Raw genomic sequence first — 14,485 nt, forward strand, 5'->3', positions numbered from 1 at the left:
TAAATTTTTAGATTAACGCCCAATTGCAAACATGTAACCGTAGTTACCGTCAATAATAGCCTGATATGATGTTTTTGAAAGATTAGCGACATGGTTAAAACCTTTATTTCCAGAGGAGTCTCTTATAGTAGATAATACCACACTAAAAGCCCCTACCGGCCATGCAAGAGGAAAACTGTAGCTTACACTTCCAGATGTTAGATATGCCCATTGTAATATTAACCCATTACTAAGTTTTTGGTAGCCGCTGGTTGTTAACATATCAAAACCAGAATGTCCTGCATCATAATCAGATGCTGTAGAAGTAGAAACAGAGCCATCTGCCATAAGATATTGATTAGAGGTTCCGCCAGTCTTTACGAAGCTTTGGCTCTCAGTCACTTCTGTAAAAGTTTTATTTCCTGCAATGGTTTGATCTGTCGTTAAATCAACATATTTTGAATTTAATTGCTGATCAGTTATCGATATTGAGCTTGCAAACCAATAATCTACTTCAATATTACGATCGCTTATTGTTTCAGAAAACGTAATAACATTAGTGCCATCAACTATTGCATAATCTTTATCTTCTCCTTCTCTAAGTAACTGTCCGTTTTTATAAATTTTCACGCTGTATCTTAGAGGTTTGTTTTGCAGTATAATAGTATCACTGTTAAAAACATCGGCACTAAAATTTTCTTTATACGGAATGGACGATTTTCCAAACATTGAATCAGAATCTCCTAATTCTGGATTCATATTCTGATACCAATAATTTATTTCGATATTTCTGCTTGTAATTTCTCCGGAGAAACTAATTTCGGCAGTATTATAGTTTAATGCATAATCTTCATTTTCTTCTAAAAGCTGTCCGTTTTTAAATATTTTAACGCTGTTTTCAACAGGAGGATTTTCTAACTGGATTAATGTGCCGGTAAAATCATCTCGATATTCTTTATAAGGAAAATAACAGTTTCCTGAAATAATTCCTGAATTTTGAAAAACTGATCTTAAAAGTGCCGGAGTAATATAATGTTCGTTAGATGTGCCAGTTTCGACCATTTGAAAATCGGCTTTGTCATCTTGTTTATGAACGAAATTGTCAAAAATTTCGACGAAGTCAGCATGTGACGGAATATCTCCATTATTGAATTTGCTGTGAAAGTCATTTCTGCTTGTTGCCATGTTATTTAATTTTATTTCTTGCTTTAAATGTTTGTTTAATAAAACCTGAGTCAAATACCAATGAGGTTAGTCATTGGTATTTATGGGTTTAAAGAGTTAGAATTTTTTCTTCGCTGCTGAACATTCCTGAAGAGTTTTCAGAAATTACTTTAAAGTGATGATAGATTCTTTCTCCATCTTCATTTTTAATAACTAATTCATCTGTTGCCAGTTTAGTTTCCTGCAGAGGCAAATTCACATTAATCTCATTAGATGCTATTTCATGAATTTTCTCCCAGTTGCCTTGATTATTCATTTTATATAAATGATATTTACCATTGTGAACTGTTTTTTCCCAGCTAAAAATTACTGGCTTTAAGATTTCTCCGTTTGTTCCGGTTTCAACTCCCGAAGCTTCTAATACTGGAGATTCTGGCGAAACATTATCCGCAATAATAGTTGCCGTAATTTTTGATGGCTGCGAAGGCGCATAATCAATATTAACAATTGGATTTAGTTCAGTCGAGCTCGGATCTGCATATTCAATTTCTTTTGAAACGGTAACTCGGTAAAAAAGACCATCTCCAAAAGGAACAGATTCAAGATCTTCAAATTCATCATACACAGTCCAGACATTATCAAATTCATTAGACAAAGTTTCTTCATCAATTAAAACTTCTTTAACCGGAGTCATGGTTCTTATCGATTGTGCTTCCTGCATCGATTTAGCACGATAGATATTAATTTTCTTAACGTTGAATTCCGGCTGATAAGCATTTAATTCGAATTGAATAGCAGGCTTAATTCCTAAAACCTGATTTTCAAGAATTGGCATAATTCTCTTAATTTCCGGCATTTTAGGCGGAGTTGAAGAAACTAATTTTACAGGTCCTAAAAGATCACTAAATTCACTGAAATTCATCTTAATATCCATTTCACGAACCGCATAGAAATAAATACTCTGCGAATTTCCATCAAGATTAAAATCGGTAAACTGTGTTATATTGTCAGTTTTACTTACGATTTTCATCATTGGGGCAATGTCGAAATTAGTGTCAGTTGGTTTTAAGGTATGACCATTTTTATCTTTAATAGTTTGCTTTTTATTGGTTGGAGTATATTCCTGACCTTTAATATGCTCATAAATAATAGGTACTTCAGTTAAAGGAACAAAAGCGGACTGAATGGCTTGTTCGATAAAATAAACAGCCAGCATATCTGATTCAAGCTCATCACCTTTAGGAATTAAAATTTGATTTAATGAAGTTAAACTCTCAATTTCTAAAGCTTCGATTACAGGTTTTTGTGTCTCATTATGCCATTTGATGAAGTCATTAATTAGTTTTATTAATTCGTCATTATCAGGTAAAGGAAAACCAAAGCCTTCAGGATTGTTTTCCGGAAAAATTTTATAAAGACCGTCTGTTTCAAGTTGATTAAAGTTTAAAAAGTTTTTCCATCTTTCTTTAAAATTAACTTCATCGTTTCCGCCAAGTTTTTTTAGTTCTTCCCGAATCGTATTTATAGTTTCTCTTTTGTACAAAACATTAAAGAAATTCTCTTCATTGGCTCTGTAATGCAATGCACCATAAGGTTTGCGGTCTTTTTTATATTTTGTTGTAAAAGTGAAAGTCGAACGATTATAAAAATCTGGCCTTGTAGCATAATAACTATCACATTTTATCTCTTCAGGCTTTATCGGTTTTTCAATTTTAACCGCATACATCGGACTAGGTATACTAATCTTTGATCTGTATTCAAAATCTGGTCTTACAGCACGCGTACTGATTCCGAAAATAGAGTAGTGTGTACTTTCATTTTCTCTTGGCTGAATGTTTTCCTGAGTAATTCCTGATGCCGAATCTGCGTATAGATATACTTTGTAACTAGGATAATAGTTTACGTCTTGCTGTCCGATAATGATTTCATTATAGTTATCAGCCATTGTTTGATTTACATAATCTCCTAATTTAAAATCGGTATCATTAATATATAAAACCAAATCTCCTGTTTCGCCAATATTTTCTGTTCTAAAAACTTTAAATTCTTTTCGTGATTCTACGTGAATTGTACTTCCTTCTTTTACAGCACTTTTTCTAAACAAACGGACAATACCATTAGACCATTCTACAGAATTTTCGTTTTCTGAATTGAATTGAGGATGTTGAGGTAAATGAAAACCTGTGAAAGTTATTTTATATAATCCTAAGTGTTTATCTGTACTTAATGGAATGAGATCTTCATTTTCATCTAATTTATATGTTCCATCTGCATTCATTTCATAAGTTTTTTCCAAAACTCTTTCAATTACAGCAGGTTTCCAGATTCCTCTTGTTTTTTCCAGTTGTAAATCGTTTGTGTTTTCACTTTTTGGCTGAATAACTTCACGATGGATTTCATTAAAATAAGCAGGATATTCAACTTTAAAATCAATTTCTGGATTATGCCAATTTGAAGCCGTCTGCATATTTTGTACAAGAGTACACAATTTGTTTTCTGGCATCTGAATTGATTTAATCTGATAAGAATCTATTGTCGCACCTCCATCTGAATGAACACTGTCGCTGACTTCTTTTTTCAGGACTTCGATTAATGCATAATCAAATACTACATCAGCACCTACTGTTTTAGTGAAAACTTCAATATTTTTAACAACATAATTTTGATCCCCAATAGTAAGGATTCCTCCATCATATTTTGTCTTATTATCATTGGTTAATGATATTTTGATTTCCTGACCACTGCTAAGAACTTTGTATTCTTTAATTGTAATAATTGAAGTAAGATTATCAGATGTATTATTTTCAATATCTGTAATTGTTGCATATTCTACATCTGGAAGCCCATCTTTGTAATACAGTTTAAAATGATCTGAAAATATTTCTTCATTATCAGGATAAATACTGTTAATGTCTTCTTCAGCTGTTTGTGCAGACATATCTGAGGGAACAGTATAATTTACCAATTCCTGAGCAGAGTAATAATCGAACAGGATTCTAACTAATGTTTTATCCGTTCCTGTAATTTTGCCCAGACGTTCTTGTTCAGACACCGAAGTAAACATTAACGGGCTTTCTTCTGTAATTAAAAGCGAGTTGATATTACCTGGCGGCATTAAATTGTTTGCCGGTTTAATATCTGATTCAATACTTATTTGTCTTCCTGTTGTTGCTCTGGAGAAAATATTAATACCATATCCCTGATAGATATAAGTTTTTTTCCCTACTTCTTCCTGACGGATATTTATAATTGATTTTCCAGATTCGGGAATGATAATTGGAACAGATTCATAATTCGATTCCCCAAGATTTTTATTGACATTTTTGTATTCTAAATCATGCGATAATTCAGGTTTTACCCAATTTTCATGCAGCTCTTTAACTTTGTAATCAACTCCTGCATAAAGTGGAAAAGTAAAAGTACTTCCGTCATACTCTAAAGTAGATTTAAAGAAATCTCTATAGTCTTTACTAATGTCATAATCCATGACATCATCCATAAATAAACTTACATATCTTTTCTTTCCATCAAAACTGTAACCTTCGGGATCTGTAATTTTTGTAGTCTGACTTTCATCAGAATTCATATTTAAACCAGGAACAATTTTATTCAATTGTACAGGAAGTGACTGACGTTCTGTATTTAAAGATGTTGGAATACTCATAGAAAGATGCTGTCTTTCATTTGCTCCCGCGCCATCTAAATCGCCCAAAGTGGTATATTCTGTTAGATAAACAAATTCTCCTGATAAAACTTCGTTATCAATATCAATGCATCCCAAACCTAACATACGCGCAATATGATAGTCATTTGCAGCAATGTTTAAGAGATCCAGATAAGATATTTGTGTAAATCTTTCATCCTCCAATTGTTCCTCTGTTGGAGTTTTTCCGGCGTCAAGATCTCCAAAATTGATTATCTCTGATGCAGTTGGATTATCAGCTTCTTTACTTAAATCAAGATATTGGCTTACAATTTGTTTAATGTTTTTGTCACTGTTATCTGTTCCAGCGGCTGGTCTGTTCCATTTATCTTTATAATTAGCAATATTTACATAATCATCATCATTATATTTTAGCCATTTTCCATGAACTGCATTTAGTTTTGGTTCTAATTGTTCAAAAACTTTAGTGTCATTATCACTTAATGCATACTTTCCTTTTAAAGTCCAGTCTCCGTTTGTATTAGCTTGTGTGATAAAATCTGAATAAAACTCAAAACTTATTGAATTTAAAAGACAGTTATTAGCTTTAAATCGGATGCTTCTTCCATTCTCAGCAACTAAACGAATATTGTCTGCTTGAGATGAAGAATATGTTTTACGATTCGAAACTCTTTTTGCAGCTGTAAAACTGTTTTCAGCAACTGATAATGTTTCTAATCTTACATTACGGGAATCATTTGCAGATGAAAAATTTAATTCAGCAGCAAAAAACAACTCAGATTTATTTTCAATTTCGATCAGATTATTTCCGTAAGCCTCAATAAAATCAGCAGGATTAACCAATGGATCTATCGCAAGTTTAACCGATCTGTATTTTGTCTTATTATGAAAAGTAACATAAATTGATCGTGTTGAATTGGAAGTTTTATAAATCCATAATCCTTTTTGATTATCAACAACATTTGGTTCCTGACTTAAATCCAGAACATGGTTTTTCTTCACGTAAGGAGCTCTGTAAACTTTTACGAAGTCATCTGGTTTATTAAAATTAGATATCGGACCAGTATATAAATCTCCTTTTGGGAGATGTTTTTCGCCTAATTTGCCGGTAAGCATCCAGCGAAGGTGAATACCTTTTGTACTGTCAACTCCTCTCGAACCTGCAGCTGCGATTTGTAAATAAGTTGACTGCAGATTTGTTTTTGTCGGATCAATATCAATTACAGCAGATTCTTTACCAACATTAAAGTTAATGCTGAAGCCAAAAGGATTTTTAATGTTGCTTAAAAAGATTGGAGCTGAAGAATTTCCAAGAGATAATGGTTTTCCTTCAATTCGAATTGCAGCTTCAATTTGTGCCGATCCGGGAATTGTAACTGCATTTTGAAGTTTAAAAATTAAACCATTTAAACTGCTTTCATCATGAATTCTCGTTCCGGCGCTTAAAGTAAGAGGGACACGGCTTTTGTTTCGAAGTACTAAACTTCCGGCTTCCAGCTTTACTTTTACACCTTTCTTTAAAACCGGATAAACAATTTTATTTTCAATAATACTTACATTCGGAATACAGCCTGTTTGTGCAGTAGATAAATCAGTAATCAGTTTGTTTAATTCTACTCCTAAAGTGCTGAAATCAGAAACTCTAAGATAATCAGATTCTAGAGCCGAAGTTCTGCTGTCTTTTAATTTTGGCGTTCTGCCCAAAAAGGTATTTAATGGAGTTGTTAACTCGTTTGCATTGCCGATTTCGCTTGTAACACCATAAACAAAAACCTGAGATTTAAGATTTAAATCAGAAAACAAACCTTTTAATAATTCAGAGTTGTTTACCTGAAGACCATCAGTTACAACAAAAACAATATCAGGAGTAACAGCCAGATTCTTAGCCGCATTTAAACCAGAAGCCCAATAATCAGATTGAATGTAGGCTCTTCCGTTACCAAACAAATTAATCCAGTTTAAAAAATCCTGTGGGTTATCTGCAATTCTTTTCTGGATAACATTATCGGATCTAACAGCAGTATCGCTGTTAGACATTCCGATTAATGAAAGTGTGATGTTGCTTTGAGCCTGAGAATTGATAAATGAAGTCAGCCCGTCTCTAATTTGCTGCGCTTCATTGGTGTTAATCGAACCAGATTCGTCAACAACGATTGCTATATATTTTTCGCAGCCAGAGAGCTGGCTTTCCTGAAGATTTATAGAACTCATTTTTTTCTTGTTTTTAAAGATTTGTATTTTCTAATTCTGATAATTGAACTTCTATGTTTTGCTTGTTAATAGATTCGGTTAATGCTGTTCCTCCATTTTTCCACATTCTGTAATCAAACTGAATGTTTAAATTTTCCTTTGGAATTATTTTGCCACTATGCATAACCAAAACCTGTGAATAATCTTTTGAATGCAAAACTTTATATCCAGCTTTAGGACTTCCTAATTCATCAACTACTGCAATTGAATCTTTGATTTCTTCTAAAGGCATTTTTGGTATATTAAATGGCTCTGGATTACGCACTAAAAGAGCAATTGTATTACCAGTATTGATATCAATAATTTTATTAACCTCCGTGTTTTGTGCCGGATCAAGAGGAGATATTTTTAAGATTCCTTCAATTGCACGGTCAAATGAATGCTGGTATTTTGATGCCATTGAATCACTTAATGCGTTAGCCGTATTTTCTGCGGAAACCAAATGATATAGACTATCAATTTGATCCTGAACTACATTAAGTTTGACATCATATAATGCTCTTTGTGATTGATCTTCACTTAAATAATAACTTTCAATTTGTTCTTTGAAATCTTTGTAACGAGAAGTCTGGAAACCGAATTGGTGTACCAATACGTTTTTGCTTGTGCTGGTAGTTCCATGCTGCGCATCATCAAAAAAGTTATTTACTAAAACGGTATAAAGTTTTGAAGGTTTTAAATCAATTAATTCTACCTCGTATCTATATGATTTTGGTTTTATAGGTTCGCCCCATTCTAAACTACATCTCATCGCTGATTTATCAGTAAGAATATTGTTTATCAATTGAATACCCAATGGAATCCTAGGATCGTTATCGTCTTTCCACTCGAGAATTTCCTCATTTGGTTTTGGATATGCGATCGCTTCATTTTTAAACGGATATTCGATAAGCAAATCAGTCAGCGGATCTTTAATAAAAAGATTTAACTTTCCTTTTATTTCAGGTACGGTTTCAGTATATGGTCCCCAATTTTTAAACATGTGATACGCATAAGGATTTGTAAAAAACAAGGATACTTTACATTGTTGATTTCCATAAAAAGCAGGTTTCGATTGCAATAAACTTCCATCAGCATTTGGGTAAGAACGGTTATAATCTAAGTATTGTCTTAATGAAGTTAATGGCGATTTCGACAATTCTGTTAGTTCATTTTTAACTGGCGGCTGTTCACCTTCAGGAGTTACCGGATCTGGAACTGGATAATGTCCTACTGGTCCTAAAGTTTTAAATCCGTAATAGTATTTAAATTCAGTTGTATCCTTGTCATCCACTTTATCAGTTAAAGTAAAGTCTAAACAATAGGTTGTATTAGGTCTCCAGATGGGCTGAACGGTATTTTCAACTGCAGATTTCATTGCTTCTCTATCTTCTTCAACAGCTTCTATCTGCGGAATAGTTGTGTTATGGAAATAACTTTCTTTACTCAGCCATTCAATACTTTGAATTGAAGTTGTATAATCCAATTCAGGATCTTCTTCAGCATTTCCGTTAGCACAAATTGTCTCATTAACCGAAATTAATTTTGAATTTTTAGGTGTTCTAGTATAATTCACTTTTTCAACCGAAGCAGCTGTTGTTAAACTTGTTATTTCAGTTGTTAAAGCTGATGAAGAAGTAGTTATTGTAACAGTTTGTTCAGGATATAAAGAACAATTATCAAACTGATCTGTAAACAATGAGAAATAAACTCCTTTTTCTTTCAGTTTAGATGAAAGCATTAAAATTTCATTTTCAGAAGGTTCATTTTGAAGATGAATGATCGATGCATTTTCTAAGTCATTTCCTCTCTTAATTAATCTTGTAAGTGCTAGTGCTGAACTAAATACGAATAAATACTGCTCGTTATAAGCAACAACCGAATTATCTGCCAGAGTATTGTTTGATAAATAAATTTCAGAATCAAAAACAGTATCTTGTTTTACAATATCTAATGAATTTCCTGTAATTTGAGCTAAACCAAATTTTTCATTTGAGAACTTAACCGTAACTAAAATTTTTCCGTTTGCAATGACAGCATCGATAATTTCAGATACTGAAGGATCAGAAAGCACTTTTGTATCCATTACAGAAATTGTATTTGTACTGGTGTTAAGATTAAAATGAATAATCTTTTTGTCTTTAGTAACTAAACTAAATTCAGCAGCATTATGCTGTAGAACTTTAATTGCAGTTCCATTGATTGTCGCACGCTGAACAAGAGCACGATCAGTTCCGTTAACCCAGTTAATTTGTGTTTCAGTTTCTAATGCATTAACCCAAAGCAATTCGTTATTTGCAAGAGGCAGTACTTTGTTAAATCCTAAAGAATAACTGTTTAAATATTGTACTCCCGAACTTAAATTCAATTCATCATCAAGTTCAGTAACAGCCATCGCATCAATAGGAGATTCACAGCCAATAATAAGATCAAAATCAATAATAGCATCTCCAATTCCTTTACATTGTTTAGCATTCAGTGCCTGTGTTACCAGTAAAGTATCATTTACAATCTGCATCGAAGTCACAACTCCATTCAATAAGCGTTCCCTTAAAATATCTCCTTTTGAGTCAACTTGCAAAAGAACTGTTGTATCGACTTTTGGATGGAAAGTGATAATGTAAGTATCGTTGAATTTAATTATTTTATCAAATGCATAAATGTTTTTTCCTTTATATCCGTAATAATTTGTAAAGGTTAATTTGCCAGGTGTTTCTGCAGATGGATTATCATTTCCTGCATTGATTTTTAATGCAGCTAATTCAGCTAATAATGAATTATATTTATCAATATCAGTTGGTAATGTAATCGTAGTTTCATCAGTTTGATTGACATAAGTTGTCTCAAATAATGAAGCAATTTCATTTCTGATTTCTTTTATACGCTTTGCATTTGCTGCAACAGGAGTAATAACAATTTTATTTATTTTAGTTTTTTTAATAGCATCACTTTCAACATCAAATAATGTTATATCATTTAGTAATTCGGCTTTAGTGTAAGTCAGTTCTTCAAAAGCTGCTGATTCTTTTGTTTTTCTTATTTCAACAGGTACATAGGTAGTTAGTTTATCACCTTCTTTTTCAATAATTGAGGTATAGGCTTTTATGGTAACTTCTTTGGCATGTGTCGTAAGTTTTAAAACGGGTTCTATTGCAGATTCCGGGAAAATAATTTCTAATTCATTATAATTTTGAAATGATAATGATTTACTATAATTATGCGGGTTTCTTTCGCCTGAAATAGCCATAAAATCACCAGCTTCAATTTTATTGTTTTCTAAAATTTCAGGAAGCTCTCCAATCAATTTAAAAAACAAGCCGTTAATCTTATCTGCTTCATATTGGGATGGTACATAATAGCGCTGTCCAATTTGTTTATTAAGGAAATCGGTATGTTCAGGTTCAAGTTCTTGAGAAACACAGAATAATTTAGATGAGGTGATTCCGAATTGTTCCGGAACGTGCCATCCAGGTTCAGCTGCACTTAAGAATGAAAACGGGTTCGTTCCTAATACACGAATACTATCATATTGATCAATTGCTTTCTGCCATTGTGCCCAAGGCAGATTGCTTAAATCTTCGGATGTATTTAGATCTTTTACAGCTTCAAATGGGTGATAATCTTCCCATGCTGTACCATTCCATGATTTTATTCCAATGGATTCAATTGCATATTGATGTTTTACCTGACGTGGCTTCTTAGCTGTTTTAGGATTATCGTCTTTTGGGGGCATAAAATCGGTATAGTTTTTTGCATCTCCGGTATAACCTCCAATTTTTTGAGACAATTCAGGATTTGGTAATACTCCTTTAGCCATTTTAATATCGATGTACGTATCTAAAGGGATTATTTGTGTAATAAGATCTGCTTTAGGCATTCCATTAGAAAACTTACTAGGATCATAGTCATTATCATCTGTTGATTTGAAATAATCAAGTGCAAAAGCTTGATTGGTAAGCATGTGAACTCCTTTTACATTTTCTAAAGTTCTGTTGTCAACTCCATCACCAAATGTTCCTTTTGGCAGCGGGCTGTAAGGTGTACGATCAACAACTCTGTTAATATCCCATTGAATTTCGACTACAAAGTTTTTACGGACTCTTATAAAACCAATTTTTACACGAACACTCAACTCCAGTTTAGCATAAATTAAGAATGGTTTAAATGATTCTACAGAGAAAATAGTATCTAAAACAATCTCGACATTAATGATCCAAAGTTTAATTTGAATACCTCCGCCGGCTGTAATATATCCACCCATTTGCGGACGCTTGAACGAAATTTTCCCTCCCAATTCTAAGTAAGCCCATAATCTTACTCTAGCAGGACCAAAGCTTTTATCTAAATTGAAATCTAATCTGGCCCCGGCTTCGATTCCCTGAGCCGAAAGCATAATAAAAGCCTTTGCAGTAAATAATGTCAAAATTTCTGCAGTAATCGGGTCTTTTTTAGATCCGATATTTACATACCACGGTTTTTGATTTTTAAAGAAGAATCCTGCCTCTAATAATGCATGAAGTTTAAAGATTTGTCCGCTGTCTTTTGGAATACTAAAATCTGCTCCGGCTGCCAGTTCTAATGAATCATCACCAAATGCTACCATCGCAAAGAATGGAGGATTACTAGGGTCATCTTCAATAAGTCCTAATCGTCCGGCAATAACATTTAATCCTGCTTCTATATAAAACAGAGTAGGCAGGGATAATAAAAGCATTGCTCTTAAAGACAATACATGTCCGCCATCTGCAACAGTTCCAAAAGTAGCTCCAGCTCCAATAGAGAAAGGAGAATCATACTGCATAGAATCTGGAGGCCCGCTGAATTTTCTAATATTAATACCAGGTTTTGGAGCTTTATAAAACTCATACCAAGAATTATCTTTTTTCAATCCTGCGGCTTCTTTTGTAGCTACATATCTAAAACCTAGCAAACCTCTAAAAGCAGAAATAGCAAGAAATCCAAGTGGAATAGGAGTAGGGAGTTCGATATGAGCATCAATTAAGAATGCTGGGTATTTTGGCATAAAACGCATTCCAACACCACCAGAGATTTTTGCTTTTGGAAGTTTTAAACCAACTTCACCTATAAATTCCTGAGATTTTCCAGGTTCAGGAAGCGAAATCATACCATTAATGATTGCCATTGCAGATGCTTCTGTAGCAGTTCCCGGAATGATTAAATCAACTTCTATAGTTTGGATTCTTAGGAAAGAATCTGAATGATCATTTTCGGTACAGTAATAAAATTTCACACCTTCTCCACGAGCATCTACCCCAAGCGGATTGATACTGATAGCTCCGTCAAAGCCCCAGAAATTATATTTACGGCCGTTAATTTGGGTTGAACCAAAACTAATATTGGTAACTGCCATTTGTACCGGCCCAAGATTTACAGAAAGGCTTATAGGAATAGGAATTGAACCTCCTTCAACTTCAATATTTCCATCGCTGTAAATACGAAGTTTTTCAATGTCAAATCCCTGACCTTTCATAAGGTTACCAATTAAAGAATTTTCAGGGAAAGAAACATGACATGAAGTTCCTATATAAAAGTCATCATCTTGTTTTCCTAGTTCGAAACTGTTGAAATCAAATTGTACGAGATCAAATAAGTTTGCTGTCGGTTTATTTTCTTTAGGGAAAGAAGCGGTAAGATTGAAGTCGCCATCATCTTGTAAGTGACCTTCAAGATCTATTTTAAAAGCATCGTTGCCCTTTTTGAATTTTTCAATTTCTAAGGCACCCTTGATATTAGAGCCAATTACTTTGTTTTGTTTAAATGAAATATCAAACTTATTGAAACCAATTTTGAAGCCTTTGTTTGACGAGCCAATTGTTTTCCAAAGTGTATTATCATACAACTCCAATAAAAAGTTCTGATAATCTTTAGCCTCTGTAAAAATATATGTTGTAGAAGGTTCAATAGAGGAAACTACTGAAGAAAGTGTTGTTAATGATAAAGGATAATCAAAAGCATAAGGAGTTTTTTTAGTATTTAATTCTTGTAAAAAAACAAGTAAAGAAGCATAATCAGCAATTTCTTTTTTATTTGCCACACCACTTTGATCTTTTTCGAACATCGTGATTGGGTAATTAAAATTGAATTTGTCATTGAAATAATTGAAAGCACCATTTGCGCTTGGAACTGTCTCCAAATAAATATTTCCCGAAAGACCTCCAGAACCTACTAATAAATCTGAGGCACCAATTTTTAATGTTGGAGTTGTATCTAGTGGATTTTCTTCAATGTTGTTAAACCATGTTGAAGGCAGAGTAACCGAAACGGCACGTGCATATACCCCAACGAAATCGTTTGGACGTCCGTCTGCATCAGCTTCAGGAATATTGGTTTTCTTGCTTAAATCAACTTTTAAAGTATCTAATTGAAGAATTAAACCCGTATTACCAATCATGGCATATTCCGGTTTTAATGATCCGCCTAGTTCTAATTGATAACCAATTCCCTCTTCGGTATCAGCATACAATTGTGCCTGACCAAATGTAAACATTGATTTTTCAGTTCCATTACCATAATTAGAACCATTTGAATTAACTGGTTTTAAGATATTTCGAGGAAATTCAATACCGGCACTTAAAGCTAAGGTTGCTTTCGCCTTTGGTGTAATAATTCTTTTAATATGAGCTTCAATACCATCTGGAACAATAATGTTGTAGAATTCCTGTAGTTTTTGTTTTGTTGCGCTTAAATCTGATTTTAAGATATAAGTTGCAAATAATAATAGCGAAACAGATTCTGTAATTGCCGGATTGTTTTTAATAAGCGTGATTACAGCATTAATAGATTGTTCAGTTCCTTCTGGGAATTCTAATTTTTGTACTCCAGTTAAATTCTCAATATCATTAATATCTTCTAAAAGCTGTTCGTATTTTGTTTTTCCTTCTTCAGCTTCAACAAAAATATTCAGCATGTGAGCCACAACTTGTTCTTCGCTGATGCGGAAAACTTGTAATCCTACCGAATAAAAATCTTTTATTGAAAAAGAAAAATTGCTTGAACTGAATGTTTTAAGGAAAGCTAAAATTTCCCACTGATATTCTAATGTAATTGGGAATGACGAAATAGACGAATCGCCGTCAAGGTCTGGATTAAGTACAAGACCTAAACCAAACGGTAACGGAATAGCAAGTTTTTCGCTTGTTACAATATCAAGACTGTAAAAAGCCGAGTCGCCGCGATATCCTTTTGAATATTGTAAGTTTTTGTAATGAATTTTATTGAAAATGTCATTTAAGCCATTTTCTACAAAGGATAAAAACTCCGGTAAGTCATCTACGGTAATTACCTCAGATAGTCTAGGATAATACCTTGCCGTAGGAATTGGAGTTGCTGGAATTGGATTAGTTGGCATATTCTAATTTGTTTTTGACTTTAATTTTCGTTCGTGTTTTTGCATGATTAAATTCTTGTTTTGACAAACCAAATTGAGCA

Annotated in this window: 3 protein-coding genes; all 3 read right to left on the reverse strand. The window is 33.3% G+C overall.

Translation table 11 applies throughout. The annotated features are described in order from the left end of the window. Positions 1-12: 12 nt before the first annotated feature. Positions 13-1,164, reverse strand: a complete 1,152-nt coding sequence (locus AABD74_RS10710; protein ID WP_406845521.1) for a hypothetical protein — start codon at positions 1,162-1,164, stop codon at positions 13-15. 88 nt (positions 1,165-1,252) lie between these two features. Then, the gene (locus AABD74_RS10715) at positions 1,253-7,018 is read right to left on the reverse strand and encodes a hypothetical protein (RefSeq protein WP_406845522.1); all 5,766 of its coding nucleotides are present in this window, start codon (positions 7,016-7,018) and stop codon (positions 1,253-1,255) included. 13 nt (positions 7,019-7,031) lie between these two features. Continuing rightward, positions 7,032-14,405 carry a hypothetical protein gene (locus AABD74_RS10720; protein ID WP_406845523.1) on the reverse strand — a complete coding sequence of 2,458 codons (7,374 nt, stop codon included), beginning with the start codon at positions 14,403-14,405 and terminating at the stop codon, positions 7,032-7,034. Between the last annotated feature and the right edge of the window lie 80 nt (positions 14,406-14,485).

It is taken from the genome of Flavobacterium soyae (assembly GCF_045348165.1).
Lineage (GTDB): Bacteria > Bacteroidota > Bacteroidia > Flavobacteriales > Flavobacteriaceae > Flavobacterium > Flavobacterium soyae.